At 68.5% G+C, this 17413-nt stretch carries 11 protein-coding genes and 1 tRNA gene; 9 read left to right on the top strand and 3 right to left on the bottom strand.

From position 1 onward, the window contains the following. Window positions 1–5: 5 nt before the first annotated feature. The 5 genes from ADK57_RS30390 to ADK57_RS30370 all read left to right on the top strand — a co-directional run bounded on the left by ADK57_RS30390 (window position 6) and on the right by ADK57_RS30370 (window position 5733). Window positions 6–1580, top strand: coding sequence for an NADH-quinone oxidoreductase subunit M (locus ADK57_RS30390; RefSeq protein ID WP_053752821.1), 1575 nt, complete (start codon window positions 6–8; stop codon window positions 1578–1580). Next, window positions 1577–3100: an NADH-quinone oxidoreductase subunit N gene (locus ADK57_RS30385; RefSeq protein ID WP_053752820.1), complete on the top strand. Its 1524-nt coding sequence runs from the start codon at window positions 1577–1579 to the stop codon at window positions 3098–3100. The genes ADK57_RS30390 and ADK57_RS30385 overlap by 4 nt, the downstream gene beginning before the upstream one ends. A gap of 207 nt (window positions 3101–3307) precedes the next feature. After that, window positions 3308–4171, top strand: coding sequence for a zinc metalloprotease HtpX (htpX, locus tag ADK57_RS30380; protein WP_053752819.1), 864 nt, complete (start codon window positions 3308–3310; stop codon window positions 4169–4171). Beyond that, window positions 4168–4560 (top strand): YccF domain-containing protein, encoded by a 393-nt coding sequence (locus tag ADK57_RS30375; protein WP_053752818.1) that lies wholly within the window; start codon window positions 4168–4170, stop codon window positions 4558–4560. Before htpX ends, ADK57_RS30375 begins: the two co-directional genes overlap by 4 nt. Before the next feature lie 15 nt (window positions 4561–4575). After that, window positions 4576–5733: a barstar family protein gene (locus tag ADK57_RS30370; RefSeq protein ID WP_053752817.1), complete on the top strand. Its 1158-nt coding sequence runs from the start codon at window positions 4576–4578 to the stop codon at window positions 5731–5733. A 166-nt stretch (window positions 5734–5899) separates the two neighbouring features. Here the strand turns inward: ADK57_RS30370 and ADK57_RS30365 are convergent, their stop codons facing one another. Next, window positions 5900–7150: an APC family permease gene (locus ADK57_RS30365; RefSeq protein WP_053752816.1), complete on the bottom strand. Its 1251-nt coding sequence runs from the start codon at window positions 7148–7150 to the stop codon at window positions 5900–5902. A 177-nt stretch (window positions 7151–7327) separates the two neighbouring features. Between ADK57_RS30365 and ADK57_RS30360 the strand changes: the two genes are divergently transcribed. Then, entirely contained in the window at window positions 7328–7594 is a 267-nt protein-coding gene (locus ADK57_RS30360) for a GlsB/YeaQ/YmgE family stress response membrane protein (RefSeq protein WP_053752815.1), read from the top strand. A 103-nt stretch (window positions 7595–7697) separates the two neighbouring features. Here the strand turns inward: ADK57_RS30360 and ADK57_RS30355 are convergent, their stop codons facing one another. Then, the gene (locus ADK57_RS30355) at window positions 7698–8186 is read right to left on the bottom strand and encodes a YajQ family cyclic di-GMP-binding protein (RefSeq protein WP_053752814.1); all 489 of its coding nucleotides are present in this window, start codon (window positions 8184–8186) and stop codon (window positions 7698–7700) included. A 234-nt stretch (window positions 8187–8420) separates the two neighbouring features. On the opposite strand from ADK57_RS30355, the gene ADK57_RS30350 reads away from it, so the two are divergent. The 3 genes from ADK57_RS30350 (at window position 8421) to fxsT (ADK57_RS30340) (ending at window position 16120) form a co-directional block, all read left to right on the top strand. Further along, window positions 8421–8502: transfer RNA gene (locus ADK57_RS30350), tRNA-Tyr, on the top strand. Window positions 8503–9626: 1124 nt separating this feature from the next. Beyond that, window positions 9627–12416, top strand: a complete 2790-nt coding sequence (gene fxsT, locus ADK57_RS30345; protein WP_159050175.1) for an FxSxx-COOH system tetratricopeptide repeat protein — start codon at window positions 9627–9629, stop codon at window positions 12414–12416. Between the two features lie 812 nt (window positions 12417–13228). Beyond that, complete coding sequence (fxsT, locus tag ADK57_RS30340; protein WP_053752813.1) at window positions 13229–16120, top strand: FxSxx-COOH system tetratricopeptide repeat protein; 2892 nt, start codon at window positions 13229–13231, stop codon at window positions 16118–16120. 147 nt (window positions 16121–16267) lie between these two features. On the opposite strand, the gene ADK57_RS30335 is transcribed toward fxsT (ADK57_RS30340), so the two are convergent. After that, window positions 16268–17086: a YceI family protein gene (locus ADK57_RS30335; RefSeq protein WP_053752812.1), complete on the bottom strand. Its 819-nt coding sequence runs from the start codon at window positions 17084–17086 to the stop codon at window positions 16268–16270. Between the last annotated feature and the right edge of the window lie 327 nt (window positions 17087–17413).

Raw genomic sequence — 17413 nt, 5'->3', positions numbered from 1 at the left:
CAGGCGTGATCGATATCAACGAGTCCGTGATGCAGGTCCTTCTGGCGTTCATCGTGGTCGGCCCGCTTCTCGGCGCCGCCATGGCTCTGCTGCCGGCCCCGCCCGGACTGAAGGGGAAGTCACCCGAGCAGGCCGTGCTGCGGCACGGCGTGACGGTCACCGGCGCGATCCTCCTCGCCGCGGTCGTCCTCACGCTCGGCTTCGACCACGACCACCCCTCGAAGATGCAGGCCACGACCGACATCAGCTGGATCCCCGCACTCGATGTGCGGATCCACCTCGGCATCGACGGCATCTCCCTCCCCCTTCTGGTCCTGACCGCGCTGCTGACCTTCCTCTGCGCGCTCTACTCCTATTTCAAGATGCCCGCGGGTCCGACCCCGAAGGCCTTCGTCGCACTGCTGCTCGTCCTGGAGTCCGGCACCCTCGCGACCTTCGCCGTCCTCGACCTGCTCCTCTTCTTCCTCGCCTTCGAGATGGTCCTCATCCCGATGTACTTCCTCATCGCCCGCTGGGGCGGTGAGCAACGGACCCAGGCGGCTTGGAAGTTCATCCTCTTCACGCTGCTCGGCTCCGTCGTCATGCTGCTCGGCCTGCTCCTGATCGGAATCAAGGCGGGCACATTCGACATGGTGGCACTCGCCACTGACAACGGCCGGTCGATGACCACATCCGTGCAGGTCATCGCCGTTTTGGCGATCGGGATCGGGCTCGCGGTCAAGACGCCGATGTGGCCGCTGCACAGCTGGCTGCCCGATGCCCACACCGCCGCGCCGACCGTCGGATCGGTCCTGCTGGCCGGCGTGCTGCTGAAAATGGGTACGTACGGATTCGTCCGGATTCTGCTGCCGATCACGCCGGACGGCTTCCGCACCTTCGCGCCCTACCTCGCCGCCTTCGCCGTCGTCGGGATCATCTACGGATCCCTGGCCTGCCTGGCCCTGGCCAAGCAGGGAGCCAAGGGCGACCTCAAGCGGCTGATCGCCTACTCCTCCGTCGGTCACATGGGCTTCGTCCTGCTCGGCATCTCGACCATGACCCCGACCGGCGTGAACGGCGCGCTGTTCGCCAACATCGCCCACGGCCTCATCACCGGCCTCCTCTTCTTCCTGGTCGGGGCCCTGAAGGACCGCACCGGCACCACCGACCTCGACACCCTCGCGGAGGAAACCGGCGCGGCGCTCTACGGCAAGGCCCCCCGCCTCGGCGGCCTGCTCGCCTTCGCCGCCGTCGCCTCGCTCGGCCTGCCCGGCCTCGCCGGATTCTGGGGGGAGATGCTGGCGCTGTTCGGCGCGTTCAACCCCGCCGACGACCTCAGCCGCCCCGCCTTCCTCACCTTCATGGCGATCGGCGCGTTCGGCACGCTGCTGACGGCCGCGTACATGCTGATCCTGGTCCGCCGCGTCTGCATGGGCGCGGTACGGCAGGAAGCTCCGAAGCTCGCCGACGTCCAGATCTACGAGTTCGCGGCCTGGACCCCGCTCGTCGTCCTCACCGTCGTCGCCGGCCTCTGGCCGAAGGCCCTCCTCGGCCTGACCGACCCGGCCGTGCAGCAGCTCCTCGCAGGAGGCACCCGATGAGCGCCCTCGCCCAGCCGCTGGCGGCGAATCTCGTCCAGTCCGTCGACTGGCTCGCCATCGCACCGCCCACCATCGCGGCGGTCGTCGGACTCGTCGTCCTGGTCGCCGACCTGTTCGTCGGCGAAAAGAAGAAGGCGCTGCTCGGCCGGCTGTCGGTCGCGGGACTCGCCGCCTCGACGCTCATGCTGTTGCCCCTCCTGGACGGCGACCGCAGCACCTTCTGCCTGACCGGCGCCCCCGACGCATGCAGCTACACGGCCGACCGCTTCACCCTCGTCCTCCAGCTCCTGGTCCTCGGCGGCGCCCTCCTCTCCGCCCTCCTGTCGGTCACCGCCCTCAAGGACGCCGACAAGGGACTCCCCGAAGGGGAGTACTGGTTCCTGCTGCTGTCCTCCGCCGCCGGCGCCGCCCTCCTGCCCGCCTCCCGCGACCTCGCGACCCTGATCGTCGCCCTGGAGGTCGCCTCCCTGCCCGCCTTCGCGCTCGTCGGCCTCAGGCACGGCGACAAGAAGTCCTCCGAAGCGGCCCTGAAGTTCTTCCTGTCCTCGGTCACCGCGACCGCGGTCAGCCTCATGGGCATCAGCTTCGTGTACGCCTCCACCGGCACCCTCTACCTCACCCAGATCGCCGACCGCATCCAGAACGTCGACGGGCAGCTCCACACCCTCACCCAGACCGGCGTCGTCCTCACCCTCATCGGTTTCGCCTTCAAGACAGCCGCCGTCCCGTTCCACTTCTGGGTGCCGGACACCTACGTGGGCGCGCCCCTCCCGATCGCCGCCTATCTGTCGGTCGTCGGCAAGGCGGTCGGCTTCTCCGGCCTCATCCTCATCACGGTCGTCGCCCTCCCGTCGTACGCCGACGTCTGGGGCCCGGCGCTCGCCGCGCTGGCCGCCCTCACCATGACCGTCGGCAACGTCGGCGCCCTCCGCCAACAGGCCACGCGCGCGTACAGCGCGGTACGCCTGCTCGCCTGGTCGTCCGTCGGCCAGGCCGGCTATCTCCTCGTCCCGATCGCCGCCGCCGCGTACTCCGAGAACGCCGAGCGGTCGATCGGCTCCACGGTCGCGTACGCCCTCATGTACGCCGCCGTGAACCTGGGCGCCTTCGCGGTGGCCGCACTGGTCGGCCGTACGAAGTCCCTCAACCGCGTCTCCGACTACCGAGGCCTCTACGCGTCGAACCCCCTCGCCGCGCTCCTCCTGGCCTTCTTCCTGCTCTGCCTGGCCGGACTGCCGCCGGGCATCATCGGGCTCTTCGCGAAGGTCACCGTGTTCTCCGCAGCCGTGGACGCGGGCCTCGGCTGGCTCGCCGTGGTGATGGCCGTCAACGTCGTGATCGCGCTGTTCTACTACCTCCGGTGGACGACCCTCCTGTTCCGCGCCCCCGAGGGCGAGCCCGCCGAGCACCGTGTCCCGGCCCCCCTCACCGCCGCGATCGCCCTGACCGGCGTCCTCGGCATCGCCCTCTCCGGAGCACCCCAGCTGGTCCTGCGCTTCACCGACACCGGGCTCTTCTGACCGCGTCCCCCCGCCCTCACCCGGACGGCCCACGCACGCCGCCGTACGCACAAGGGAACTAGAGGCCCTCGCCTGGCGTTGACCAGAGCGGGAGGGTCCACTGGACGTGACACCACGGCACCAGTGGCATCGGAGTCAGTAAGCAAGATCATTGAGCGAGATCAGCAAGCAAAGGGTTCCCCTGCTGCGCGACTTGGAGGGCGTACCGTGCACCGCCGGCACAACGGGCTAAGGACCGCAGTACTCCTTGGGGGACTGTCCGCGCTCATCATCGTCATCGGCAGCTTCTTCGGCCGCATGGGGCTCGTCGTAGCGGTCGTGATCGCCCTGGGGACCAACGCATACGCGTACTGGAACAGCGACAATCTCGCTCTACGCGCGATGCGCGCCCGCCCCGTCAGCGAGTTCGAGGCACCCGGCCTCTACCGCATGGTCCGTGAACTCTCCACCCAGGCCCGCCAACCCATGCCCCGCCTGTACATCTCCCCGACGGAGGCGCCGAACGCCTTCGCGACGGGCCGCAACCCGCGCAACGCCGCCGTTTGCTGCACGGAGGGCATCCTGCGCATCCTGGACGAGCGCGAACTGCGCGGCGTCATCGGCCACGAACTCAGTCATGTCTACAACCGGGACATCCTGATCTCCTCGGTCGCCGGCGCCCTCGCCTCCGTGATCATGTTCCTGGTCAACTTCGCCTGGCTGATCCCGATCGGCCGGTCCGACGACGACGACGGCCCCGGCCTCCTCGGCATGCTGCTGATCATGATCCTGGGCCCGCTCGCGGCCTCCCTCATCCAACTGGCCATCAGCCGCTCCAGGGAGTACGAGGCCGACGCGTCCGGTGCCCAGCTCACCGGCGACCCCCTCGCCCTCGCCGGCGCCCTGCGCAAGCTCGAACTGGGCACCAAGCAGCTCCCGTTGCCGCCCGAGCCCCGCATCGAGACCGCGAGTCACATGATGATCGCTAACCCCTTCCGTCCTGGCCAGGGACTCTCCAAGATGTTCTCGACACACCCGCCGATGGCGGAGCGCATCGCCCGGCTCGAGAAGATGGCAGGTCACCCCCAGTGAAAACCATCCTGAACGTCATTTGGCTCGTCCTGAGCGGCTTCTGGCTGTTCCTCGCCTACCTGGCCGCGGGCCTGCTCCTGTGCATCACGATCATCGGCATCCCGTTCGGCGTAGCGGCCTTCCGCATCGGTGTCTACGCCCTGTGGCCCTTCGGCTACACCACGATCGAACGCCGCGACGCGGGCGCCCCCTCGTGCCTCGGCAACGTGCTCTGGCTGGTCCTCGCCGGCTGGTGGCTGGCCATCGGTCACATCGTCACCGGCATCGCCCTGTGCGTCACGATCATCGGCATCCCCTTCGGCATCGCCAACTTCAAGCTGATCCCGGTCTCGCTGTTCCCGCTGGGCCGCGAAATCGTGCCGACCGACCAGCCGTTCGCGACCCGCTGACAGGCGGACCCGGGGGTGGGGGAGCCGAAGTACCTCCTGTTGTCGTACGACGGCCAGGCCGACTTCGAGGACGAGGGGGCCTACGAGGAGACGTGGGCCCTGTGCCAGGACGTCGACGATCTCTTCGCCGACCCGCCTCCTCCCACGCGGGACAGATACGAACTGCTGGGCTGCGCCCCCGAGGGCGAGCTCTCCGCAGCCCTCGTACGCGCGCGTGCCGAGGGAACGGCACCGCTCGGCACCCTCACCCTGGAGATTCTCGACAAGTCCGGCACGGCGGTCGGGGAGTGGTCTCTCGAAGACGTACGCGTTCTCGACGTCCGCCCCTGCGCCCGGGACCTGACCCTGCGGGACGTCACGGTCGAAGCGCGAGAACCCGACGACAACCCGTACGACTACCCGCAGTGCCCGCCGCTGTCCCCGGGCTACCGCCTGCTCGACGCGGAGCACGAGCCACGGGGCAGCTGCCGTGACCTGGCCCGGGTGCGACCGGCCGAGGACGAACCCCTGGAGCCCCCGCTGCGACTGCTGGGCTGTTCGCCACGAGGAGCCCTCCGCACCGCGCTCGACGCCGGCGAGGAGGACCTCGGTCAGGTGAAGGTCCTGCGCATCGACTCCTCCGGCCGACCCGTGCAGGCCGCCGCAGAGGGCGAACTGCGGGCCTGGATCCCCTCCGCCCGCGGTGCGGGACTCGTCGATCTCACCCTCGACCTTTGGTCGGAGCGGCCTCCACTCGCGGCCCGTGAGGTGTGGGAGCTGTGGGGAGACGGGCGGCCTGCGGAGCCCAATCGCTGGGCACGATGCGATGCCGACGGGCGCCGGTTCTGGCTCGACACGGCCAGGGAGAACCACGTGCACGGCCGCCCGGACCAGCCCTCCGGCACTGTCCATCACCTCGACGGCAGCCACATCACCGACGCCCCCGGTTTCTTCTGCGCGATGGGCGAGGCGGTGAACGGACCCGGTGGTTACTTCGGCTGGGGCCTCGACGCCCTGAACGACTGCCTACGAGGCCGCTGGGGCGCCGCCCCGCCCCTCACCCTTGTCTGGCACGACGCCGAGGTCGCCCGCGCCTGCCTCGGTGTCACCCCGCTTGCCGGCCACCGTCCGCCGACCTTCGACGAGTTGCTCATATTCCTGGCCGAGAGAGGCGTTGAAGTCCGCCTCGCCTGACAGCGGGTTTTCCACAGCCAGGTTTTCCACAGCTCGGCAGTTGTCCACAGGCCCGCCCGGTTGCCGGTGGGGTCTTGCATGATGAATCCATGGCCGACGGCGCCCGGTTGCCACACGGTCGGCCGACCGGGTGCGCCGTCACACGCTCCCGACCCCGCCTCGGCCGCTACCGCCCGCCATCTGACACCCGTCGTCGTACCCCGTACGCGACCGCACCAGCCGCCAGGACACCCGCCCCCACCACCACCGAGACCCCTGGCAGCGCGAACGCCAGCACCACGCATCCGAGCAGCCCCACCGCAGGCACCACCCGGCCCGCCGGAGCCGAACCCAGCGTCCAGGCCGACGCGTTGGCCACCGCGTAGTACGCCAGCACACCGAAGGAGGAGAACCCGATCGCGCCTCGTACGTCCACCGTGGCGGCCAGGACGGCAACCACGGCGCCCACGGCCAGTTCGGCCCGGTGCGGCACTTGGAATCGCGGATGCACGACCGCCAGTGCACCGGGCAGATGCCGGTCCCGCGCCATGGCCAGGGTGGTCCGTGAGACGCCCAGGATCAAGGCGAGCAGCGAGCCCAGCGCGGCCACGGCGGCACCCGCCCGTACCACCGGCACCAGCCCCGGCGCCCCGGCCGCCCGCACCGCGTCGGCGAGAGGCGCGGTCGCGTGCCCGAGACCGCCCGCCCCCAGCACGGAGAGGACAGCCACCGCCACACACGCGTACACCACCAGCGTGATGCCCAGGGCCAACGGGATCGCGCGGGGGATCGTGCGCGCCGGATCCCGCACCTCCTCGCCGAGGGTCGCGATCCGCGCGTACCCCGCGAACGCGAAGAACAGCAGACCGGCCGCCTGGAGCACCCCGTCCATCCCGCCCGACGCCCCGATGTCCAGGCGACCGGCGTCGGACGACCCGGACCCCAGGCACACGACCACCACGCAAGCGAGGACAGCCAGGACCACCGCCACGATCGCCCGGGTCAGCCAGGCCGACTTCTGGACCCCGCCGTAGTTCACCGCGGTCAGCGCCACCACCGAGGCGACCGCCACGGCATGCGCCTGCCCCGGCCAGACATACGTCCCGACGGTGAGCGCCATCGCCGCACAGGAGGCCGTCTTCCCGACCACGAACGACCAGCCCGCGAGATAACCCCAGAACGGCCCGAGCCGCTCGCGCCCGTACACGTACGTGCCGCCGGAGGCCGGATACAGAGCCGCCAACCGAGCCGAGGAGGTGGCATTGCAGTAGGCGACCACGGCGGCGACCGCCAGCCCGAGCAGCAGCCCGGACCCGGCAGCGTGCGCCGCCGGCCCCAGGGCGGCGAAGATCCCGGCGCCGATCATCGAGCCCAGCCCGATGACCACCGCGTCTCCCACTCCCAGGGTGCGCCGTAGTTCGGCTCCGGAATGCGTCATGTGCCGCACCCTACTGATCGCTGCAACCGCCGGGTGCAGCCGTGACGTCCTCTTCATCAACACAGCACGAACACCCCGCGCGGAGCGTTACGCGCACGGCCCGCAAGCACAGCCTGCGCGACGGAAGTCACAGGCCGAAGACAGTGCGGGCACAGAACGGAAGGGCAGGTTCAGGCCATGGGCATCATCAGTTGGATCATCCTCGGTCTGTTGGCCGGAGCCATCGCCAAGTTCCTGCTGCCTGGCCGCGACCCGGGCGGCTTCATCGGCACGACACTCATCGGCATCGCGGGCGCGTTCATCGGCGGCTGGATATCGGCCCGCTGGCTGGACCACCCGATCACCAAGGAGTTCTACGACGGTACGACCTGGGCGGCGGCGATCGGCGGCTCGCTCGTCCTCCTGATCGCCTACCGCCTCCTGTTCGGCAACTCGCGCGACTGAGCGCGACGAACACCCCTCGGACCGCAGCCAGCAGGCGAGAAGGGTGGGCACCCGCCGGGTGCCCACCCTTTCTCGTACCACCGGTGGCCGCTGTCGGCAGTGGCTACCGGTAGTTCACGAACTGCAGCGCGAAGTCGAAGTCCTTGCCCTTCAGGAGGGCGATGATGGCCTGCAGGTCGTCGCGGCTCTTCGAGCTGACCCGCAGCTCGTCGCCCTGCACCTGGGCCTTCACGCCCTTCGGGCCCTCGTCGCGGATGATCTTTGCGACCTTCTTCGCGTTCTCCTGGGAGATGCCCTCCTCGATCGACGCGAAGATCTTGTACTCCTTGCCGGAGAGCTGGGGCTCGCCCGCGTCCAGCGCCTTCAGCGAGATCCCGCGCTTGATCAGCTTGGACTGGAAGACGTCGAGGACAGCCTTCACCCGGTCCTCGGAGTTCGCCTCCATCAGGATCTTGTCACCGGACCACGAGATCGAGGCACCCACGCCCTTGAAGTCGTAGCGCTGCGAGATCTCCTTGGCGGCCTGGTTGAGGGCGTTGTCGACCTCCTGCCGCTCGACCTTCGAGACGATGTCGAAACTGGAGTCGGCCATGTCCTGTGGCTCCTTGTATCGGGGTGCGTATATGGGTGCGTACGTGCGTATCGGCGTACGTGGGGGCGGGCGCCGAGCCCGGTGTGGTCCCGGGCCGCATCCGGACAAGCCTAGCCACCCACCGACCTCCGAGCGCAGATCAATCGGGTGGCGAAGCACCCCTCCGTATCGGGTATTGTTTACGTCGTTGCCACGGAGCACCGCCGAAAAGCGGTTCGAAGGGCGGCAAACCCCGGCGGTGTGCCCGAGCGGCCAAAGGGAGCAGACTGTAAATCTGCCGGCTCAGCCTTCCCAGGTTCGAATCCTGGCGCCGCCACACGGGAAACCAAGGGCCCGTGACCTGCTGTTTAAGCAGGTCACGGGCCCTTGGTCATGTGCCTCGCGATCGACGCACTGTCTCACTCTGTCTCGCGTTCGAACGCCCTGTCTCGGAGTCCGTGGACGAGACGTGGACAGGACTCCAGTCCCGTTAGGCGTGCCGTTCCAGACGAGCGGAGATCTTGGCGTTCGCGGCCTCATCCCCGTCCTTCAGGAACTCCGCGCACACGCGGAACGGCACTGCCACGCTGTGGCCGGCGCACTCTGCCACGAGCTGAGGCTCCACACCGGAGCTGAGCCACGTGGACACCGCAGCATGACGAAGATCATAAGGACGCTTGGACAACGTCGTGTCGAACTCCGCCGGTGTTGGAGCACGCGTGCGAGACGCAGCCCAGACCTCGCCATAGCCGGTGTCCTGGATCAGACCGCCCCGCATGGTCTGGAACAGCCGACCGTCGGGGGCCGCGCCGTACGAGGTGGAGTGCCAGGAGCAGGGAGACCAGTTCGGGCGGGATCGGCACGTGCCGGACCGCCTTCCGGGGGCGGTGCTTCAGAGTTGGAGGAGGCCCGACCCCGACCCTCGGCGAGCAGGTCCGCTTCTACCGCGAACTCAAGGGAGTTAAGGGAGTTGTAGAAGATCGCGCGCTATCGGTTGATCGTTCCGGGTGCTGTGGTCATGCCGTCCAGTTCTTGGAGAGGGCGCTGAGGGCGCCCCGAACGAGCAGGCGTTCAGAGAGCGCAGACGTGGGGAGCGACTTGCGGTCGAACCAGTCCAGAACCTTGGCCACGTCGTTGGGAATCTCCTGATCCCAACGGTTCTTATTGAAGGCCCAGTTGTAGAGCGCGCGGCGGACGAGTCTGGCGTCGGGTGCACCGGTGGTGCACCTTCGGTGCCCTCCAGCACGATCCGTGACCGCCGTGCCAGAGCCTGGGCCGTGGTGCGGCGACGCGCCCAGCCCCGTCTTGCGAGTCCCGTCGCCGCCTCATCTCTTTCTCTGCGTGGGGATGTGCGGCAATTGGGGGTGCGGTCCGGTGGGTGGGTTCTAGTCTCGACGGGTGGAACGGCGCGGCGCTGGTACGGGGGTCAGAGTGGCGGGTGGCCGGGATATGGCGGGCGGGGTGCGGGTGTTCGTCAGCCATGCGGGGGCGGATCTTGCGTGGGCGGAGTGGGTGGCCTGGCAGCTGCAGGATGCCGGGTATGAGGTGGAGCTTGATGCCTGGCACTGGGGGGCGGGGGAGAACTTCGTCCGCAACATGGACCGGGCGCTGGCTGCGGGGCCGATGGTGGCGTTGTTCTCGGCCGCGTATTTCGATTCTGAGCGGTGGACCACTGAGGAGTGGACCGCGAAGCTGGCCGGCCGGGAGAAGGTGATCCCGGTGCGGGTCGAGGACTGTGTGGCGCCGCCGATGCTGCGGGCGTTGATTGCACCGGCGCTCTTCGGGCTGGGGGAGGAGGAGGCGCGGGAGGCGCTGCTGGCCGCTGTGAAGGGACCTGCGGGGCCTCCGAGGGGACAGCCGGGATTTCCGGGCGGGGGCGCGGCGGGGCGGTTGCGGAGCATGGGGGCGACCGGGCCGCGGTTGCCGGGGACGTTGCCGCGGGTGTGGAGCGTGCCGAGCCGCAATGCCGGGTTCGTGGGTCGGGATGAGTTGCTGGTGGAGGTTCGTTCCCGGTTGGCGGGCGGGCGCGCGGTGGCGGTGGTGGCGCTGGACGGCCGTGGTGGGGTGGGCAAGACGCAGCTGGCTGCCGAGTACGCGCACCGTTTCTGCGGGGAGTACGAGCTGGCGTGGTGGGTGCGGGCGGAAGACCCGGCGCTGATTCCCGGCCAACTGGCTTTGCTGGCGGTCGAGACCGGGGCTGCGCAGCCGGATACGGCGCCCGAGGAGGCGGTGCAGGCGCTGGGACGTGAGTTGCGGTCGCGGTCGCGCTGGCTGGTGGTCTTCGACAACGCAGAGGATCCCGCTGCGCTGGCGGAGTTGGTGCCGTCGGGGGCGGGGCATGTGCTGATCACGTCCCGCAACCCGGACTGGCACGGAGTGGCCTCGCCGTTGGATGTCGACGTGCTGGCACGGCGCGAGTCGGTACACCTGCTGAGGGCTCGGAATTCGTGGCTGTCGGAGGCAGAGGCAGGGAGGGTGGCGGAGGCGCTGGACGATCTGCCGCTGGCCCTGGTCCAGGCGGCTGCGGTGCTGACGACGACGACCGTGGACGAGTACCTGGAGTTGATGGCCAGCAATGCCAGCGAGGTGACCGATGAGGGCCGGCCTCGGGACTATCCGTGGTCGCTGGCCGCGCAGATCCGGCTGAGCATGCAGCGGCTGCGGGCCCAGGATCCGGAGGCGGCCGATGTGATGAACGCCTGCGCGCTGCTGGCCCCGGAACCGTTCGCCATGCACGCCTGTGCCGAGCAGGAGGTTGACGAGGCCTCATCCGTGGGCCGGGTGGTGGCTGACCGGCGCACGAGAAGCCGTGTCCTGTCGGCACTTCACCAGCACGGGCTGGCCCGGGTCGCGGGCGGCAGCCTGCACCTGCACCGCCTCACCCAGACCGTCCTCAAAGACCAGCTCTCCACCGAGGACCGCGCCGCCGCGGCGCGCAACGCCAGCATCCTGCTGGCGGCGGCGTTTCCTGGTCGGGCGGGGGATCCTGCTTTCTGGCCTCGGTGGCCCGACTTGCTGTCCCATCTGCTGGCGATCGATCCGACCGATCTGGTCACCGCCCAAGCCCGCTATGCGGCATGCGAAGCGTGCATCTACCTCAAAGATCGCGGCAGCGCGCCCGCGGTCCTCGCCCGTCTTGAAGACCTCCACCGGGCCTGGACCGACCTGCTGGGCCCCGACCACATGCACACCTGGTGGGGTGCCAACTACCTGGCCCTGGCTTCCGCTGCCGTCGGTGATCACGGTCGCGCCTATGCACTACACCGCGACTTGTTCGATCGGCAGCGGCGGGTATTGGGGGCGGACGCCGAATTCACCTTGGTGACCGCGTCCAATCTGTGCATCGCGCTGGGGGAGTTGGGTCGGGTGGAGGAGGCGTTGGAGCTGGAGGAGGACACGTTGGGTCGGCTGCGGGGGGTGCTGGGTGAGGACCACCCCGAGACCCTGCGCATCGCGGCCAACCTGGCGGTCCGACTGGGGGAGTTGGGTCGGGTGGAGGAGGCGTTGGAGCTGGCCGAGGACGTCCTGGACCGTCAGCGGCGGGTGCTGGGTGAGGACCACCCGGCCACCCTGAGCACCGCCAACAACCTGGGGGCTGATCTTGGTGGCGTGGGCCGGGTGGAGGAGGCGTTGGAGCTGGGCGAGGACACCCTGGACCGGCAGCGGCGGGTGCTGGGTGCGGACCACCCCGACACCCTGCTCAGCGCGAACAACCTGGCGATCCGACTGGCGGAGTCGGGTCGGGTGGAGGAGGGCCTGGAGCTGGCCGAGGACACCCTGGACCGACGACGGCGGGTACTGGGTGAGGACCACCCCGACACCCTGCGCACCGCTTCCAACCTGGCGGTCCGGCTGGGGGAGTCGGGTCGGGTGGAGGAGGGCCTGGAGCTGGGCGAGGAGACCCTGGACCGGCAGCGGCGGGTGCTGGGTGAGGACCACCCCGACACACTCGGCACCGCGAACAACCTGGCGACTGATCTGGGGGAGTTGGGTCGGGTGGAGGAGGCGCTGGAGCTGGCCGAGGACACCCTGAACCGACGACGGCGGGTGCTGGGTGAGGACCACCCCGGCACCCTGCTCAGCGCGAACAACCTGGTGATCTGTCTGGTGGAGTCGGGGCGGGTGGAGGAGGCGCTGGAGCTGGGCGGGGACACCGTGGACCGACGACGGCGGGTGCTGGGTGAGGACCACCCCGGCACCATGAGCACCAAAGCGCTGCTCGACGGCCTTACGCAGCTGCAAGGTGGTTGACACTCTCAAAAGCCGGAGGAATTCCCCAGACGTCCCCGAGACACGCGTCAACAATCGATTTGCCGGTCGGACGGCCTGAATCCGGCCCGTTGTAAGACTGCCGGCTCAGCCTTCCCAGGTTCGAATCCTGGCGCCGCCACATCGGGGAAGACCCCCTCCGATCTGTGGAAACGCGGAATGGAGGGGGTCTCTTCCAGAACCGATACGGCGGTTGAGGCTGGGCAGAGGGGTGTTGACGCACGTGATTGCTGCCGTGGCTGGACTCGGGGCCGGCATCCTGGTCGGCTACGCCGCAGTTGGTGACTCGACAGACACCCCGGCGATTGCGACAGCGACCGGTAGGGCGACGTCCACGGCGGCAGAGACCGCGGTGGCCGACGAGCGCGAGGCCACTCAGCGCCCGCGTTCCGGGCACGAGGCCGGAAAATGTCGCCAAGATCGTGACAGCTTTCGCCAACTCCGGCGGAGGGATCATCCGGTGAGGAGGCTGCGGGTGTTGCTCAGCGCGGTCGCAGCTCGGCGGCACGGCTCCAGGCCCGTTCGTGATCGTGGCGGGAGCAGTCGCGGGGACCGCGGGCTTCCCAGTCCTCCAGGGCAGGGTGCCAACTGACGGGCGAGGGCCGTGGTTGAGGCATGGTGACGGCGAGGTAGCCGAAGTTGTACCGGCCAATTCTCTTGTCGGTCCTGCGCCATCTCAAGACTCGCCGGCCTGGACCACTGCGATCTCAATGATTCGCACCCTGTAGTCACCGTTTACGGGGGATCATGGATGTGGCGTCGCGGCAGGGGCGACGTCCAGCGGAGGGGGCGTAGTGATTCCAGCAGAAGAGTCGGTCTTCGTCAGCTACGCCGGGCCGGACCGGGCCTGGGCGGAATGGGTGGCCTGGCACCTGCGAGAGGCCGGTCATCGTGTAGAAATCGATGTCTGGGATTGGCGGACCGGTGACAACTTCATCGAACGCATGAGCGATGCCATGCGGCGCGCCACCGCGGTGGTGGCGCTGTTCTCCAATCAATACTTCGACCGCACTCGGTGGACCCATGAAGAATGGACCTCTATCGTCGCGCGTCGCGAGCGCCTCATCCCTTTGGCGATCGAACCCCTCACGGTCGCCGATATCCCCGACATACTCAGTGCTGTAATCCGAAAAGACCTGCACGGTCTGGATGAGCAGGCAGCCATTTCCGCGCTGCTCAATGCTGTTGACGGGCCCACCGGCCCGCTGGTGAAGCCGGGCTTTCCGGGTCCATCCGCACCCGTACGGACCTCCCCCGACGGCTTCGGAGGTCAGCGTCCTCGGCTGCCCAGCGGTGCGGGCCTCATACCGCAGGTGTGGAATGTTCGAGACCGCAATCCGCATTTCACTGGACGTGAGAATCAGATCGCCCTGGTGCGTGACGGTCTGCTGGGTGGTCGACGGACGGTGGCCCTTCACGGTCTGGGCGGTATCGGGAAGACACAAATCGCCCTGGAGTACGCCCACCGCTTTGCCAGCCAGTACGACACCGTCTGGTGGATCGATGCTGAGCAAGCCGACCAGATTCTCGTCCGGTATAGCGAGCTGGCCGGTCGGCTGGGCGTCGCAAAGCCGGACGGCGGCGCCGAACACAATGCCCGCACGCTGTTGGAACATTTGCGCACCCAGGACCGTTGGCTGATCGTTCTGGACAATGCCGATGACCCGCAATCCTTTGAGGGGTTGATCCCCTCCGGCCCCGGCCACGTTCTGATCACCTCGCGCAACCCGGGCTGGAGCGATCGCGTCCACGACCTGAACCTGGGGGTATTCGCCCGAAGCGACTCGCTGGCCTATCTCACCGCACGTATTGCCGGCGTCGCCCCGGAACAGGCCGACGGCCTCGCGGACGACCTCGGCGACCTTCCCCTGGCCATGGCTCAAGCGGCTGGGGTAATCAGCAACGGCATGACCGTGGACCGTTATCGCCTACTGCTCACAGAAAAGACCGCCACCCTCATGGCCAACGGCGGCCCGCACGGCTATCCTGCGCCACTGGCCGCTGCCGTTGATATTGCCACCACCCGCATGGCCGCCGACTGGCCGGCCGCTGCCGACTTGCTGCGTCTCGGCGCCTTTCTCGGCCCGGACCTCATCCCCATTGCATGGCTGGAAGTCGCCCGCGACCAGCTGGCCACTGTTGCAGTCGACTCGGATGATTTCATGTGGCCTCAGGCGGCTCTCCAGCCATTGGCGCGGTACGGGCTTGCTCGCGTCGACCACGAAACACTTCAAATCCACCGGCTTACCCAGGCCATCCTCCGCGACCGGTCGAACGAAGCTGACGCTGCGGCTGCGGAAGACGACGTTACCGTGATCCTTTCGATGGCCACACCACCCGATCCTGACATCCCGGCCACCTGGTCCCAATGGGCAGCTCTCACCTCACACCTCACGGCACGCCAATACAGCGCTGCCCGGCACCCTAGATTGCGTAAGACGCTCATACAGGCCGCCTATTATCTCATCAGGAGTGGCCAGCTGCGTGCGGCTATTGAACTCGCCACGGCTCTGTTTCAAACCTGGCGAAGCAGCCTTGGCGACGATGACCAAGACACCCTCACCGCAGCCCAGTATCTTGGGCAGGCCACAATCGAGCTCGGGAATTACGACGAGGGTCGCCGAATAATCGAGGACACTCTCGGTCGGCGGCGCCGTGTTCTCGGCGAGGACCACCCGGAGACCCTCCGCTCCGCCAACGACCTCGCCATCGTCTTGCACGGCCTTGGGAAGTACGACGAGGCCCGCCAGATGGATGAGGACACATTCCATCGGCGGCGCGGTGTTCTCGGCGAGGACCACCCGGAGACCCTCCGCTCCGCCCACAACCTTGCCGCGACTTTGGACAGCCTCGAAGAGTTCGATGAGGCCCTCCGGATGGGCGAGGACGCTCTGGAGCGTGCTCGCCGTGCCCGTGGGTCGGACCACCCTGACACCCTCCACTGTGCCTACGGTCTCGCCATTACCTTGCACGGCCTTGGGAAGTACGACGAGGCACGCAAGATGAAAGAAGACACTCTCGGTCGGCGGCGCCGTGTTCTCGGCGAGGACCACCCGGAGACCCTCCGCTCCGCCAACAGCCTGGCCAATACCTTGCGAAGTGTCGGGGAGTTGGGTGAGGCTCGCCGGATGGGCGAGGATACGCTCGAGCGTGCTCGCCGTGTACGTGGGGCAGACCACCCTGACGCCCTCGACTCCGCCCACAGTCTCGCCATCACCTTGCACAGTCTTGGGGAGTTGGGTGAGGCTCGCCGGCTGGATGAGGACACTCTCGATCGGCGCCGCCGTGTTCTCGGAGCGGATCACCCCGACGCCCTGGACTCCGCCCATAGTCTTGCCGTTACCTTGCGTGGTCTTGGGGAGTTGGGTGAGGCCCGCCGGTTGGATGAGGAAGCTCTCGATCGGCGGCGCCGTGTTCTCGGCGAGGATCACCCCGACACGCTTCGCTCCGCCTACAGTCTCGCCATTACTCTTGGCAGTCTTCGCCAGCGTCCGACCGCAGTGCAGCTGCTGAAAGACACCCGTATGCGAAGCCGCCGCAGCCTCGGGAACGACCACCCGCTTACTGAGCAGGTCACTCGTGACCTTGCGCGGGAATTGACTGCTTCGGGAAAGCCGCATGAAGCTCAAAGGCTGCTGAATTCTCTTAAAACGCGGCAAGTCCGCAAGCGGCGAAGGAAGAGCTGAATCCGGCAAGTGCCCAAAGCATCAGAGCCGTGATCCCCACCTCGCTGTAAATCTGCCTGCTCGGCCTTCCCAGGTTTGAATCCTGGCGCCGCCACACCATACGGCCCCTTCGGGCGCGTACAGGGCGGGCCGCACAGCCTGTTCGGGTCAAGGTAGAGGCAGGCTTTCGCCCTGCACCGCCTGGATGTCCAGCTCCACCTTGAGCGTGGTGCCGATGGCCGCGATGCCGGCCTGCAGGACCTGGTTGTAGTTCATCGCGAAGTCCTCGCGCCGTAGTTGGGCCGTGGCGCGGTAGGCCGCGCGGGTCCCGCCCCAGGGGTCGGGGCCGGTGCCGAGGTGGATGAGGGTCAGGTCGACGGGTCGTACGACTCCGTGCAGGGACAGGTCGCCGTGAACCGTCCAGCGGTCGGTGCCGGCGGGGGTGAGGCCGGTGGAGCGGTAGGTGATCTCCGGGTGACGCTCGGCGTCCAGGAAGTCGGGAGACCTGAGGTGGTCGTCGCGCGTGCCGTTGCCCGTGTCGATCGAGGCCGCGCGGATCACCGCCTTGACACGGGACTTCTCCACGTCCGCGGCGATCTCGATGCGTCCGCCGAAGTCGGTGAAACGGCCGTGCACGCTGGAGATGCCCAGGTGCTGGGCGACCGCCGCGACGGAGGAGTGGGCCGGGTCGATGGTCCAGGGGCCCGGCGGCGGCAGCTCGACGCCCGCCTGCCGGCCGAGGACGACCTGGCCGACGTCGGCGCGGCCGCTCGCCGTGACGAGTGCGGTGGATGCTGTGGGGGCGTAGCCGACCGCGGTGACGATCACGGTGTACGGGCCCGGGGTGAGGTGCGTGTCCTCCGTGACGTTGCCGTCGGGGTCGGTCTCGGCGCGCGCGATCTGTGTACCGGTCATGTCGGTCACCGTGACCACCGCATGGGGGACGGCCCAGCCGTCACGGGTGCGGATACGGGCGGTGAGTGCCATGGCGTCTCTCTTCCATGCGGGGCGGCTCGTTCGGCCGGTGGTCGTTCGGCCGGTGGTCGGCCCTCGGGCGCGGGGGTTCCGGGTGAGGTGTTCGTCGAGGGCGGGGTGGTTGCTTTCCTCGGCCCCATGCGATGGCGTACGGCCGCCCTGGCGCTGTTTCTCCGTCGGCCCGGGCAGGTGCCTCCGCTCAAGGCGCCTGCCCAGGCGGGCCGGGTTCAGGTGGGCGGTCGTGAACTCCGCGTCGCGTGAACTCCGCGTCGCGTGAACTCCGCGTCGCGTGAACTCCGCGTCGCGTGAACTCCGCGTCGCGTGAACTCCGCGTCGCGT

The sequence above is a fragment of the Streptomyces sp. MMG1533 genome (assembly GCF_001279775.1).
Taxonomy (GTDB): Bacteria; Actinomycetota; Actinomycetes; order Streptomycetales; family Streptomycetaceae; genus Streptomyces.
Note: the sequence above shows the minus strand (reverse complement) of the source record. Positions and strands in the feature narration are given on the sequence as shown.

Excerpts from the sequence above, each read along its gene's own strand:
- ADK57_RS30385 (WP_053752820.1), top strand. The coding sequence starts at position 1,577 with ATGAGCGCCCTCGCCCAGCCGCTGGCGGCGAATCTCGTCCAGTCCGTC.
- ADK57_RS30365 (WP_053752816.1), bottom strand. The coding sequence starts at position 7,150 with ATGACGCATTCCGGAGCCGAACTACGGCGCACCCTGGGAGTGGGAGAC.
- ADK57_RS30360 (WP_053752815.1), top strand. The coding sequence starts at position 7,328 with ATGGGCATCATCAGTTGGATCATCCTCGGTCTGTTGGCCGGAGCCATC.
- ADK57_RS30355 (WP_053752814.1), bottom strand. The coding sequence starts at position 8,186 with ATGGCCGACTCCAGTTTCGACATCGTCTCGAAGGTCGAGCGGCAGGAG.
- ADK57_RS30335 (WP_053752812.1), bottom strand. The coding sequence starts at position 17,086 with ATGGCACTCACCGCCCGTATCCGCACCCGTGACGGCTGGGCCGTCCCC.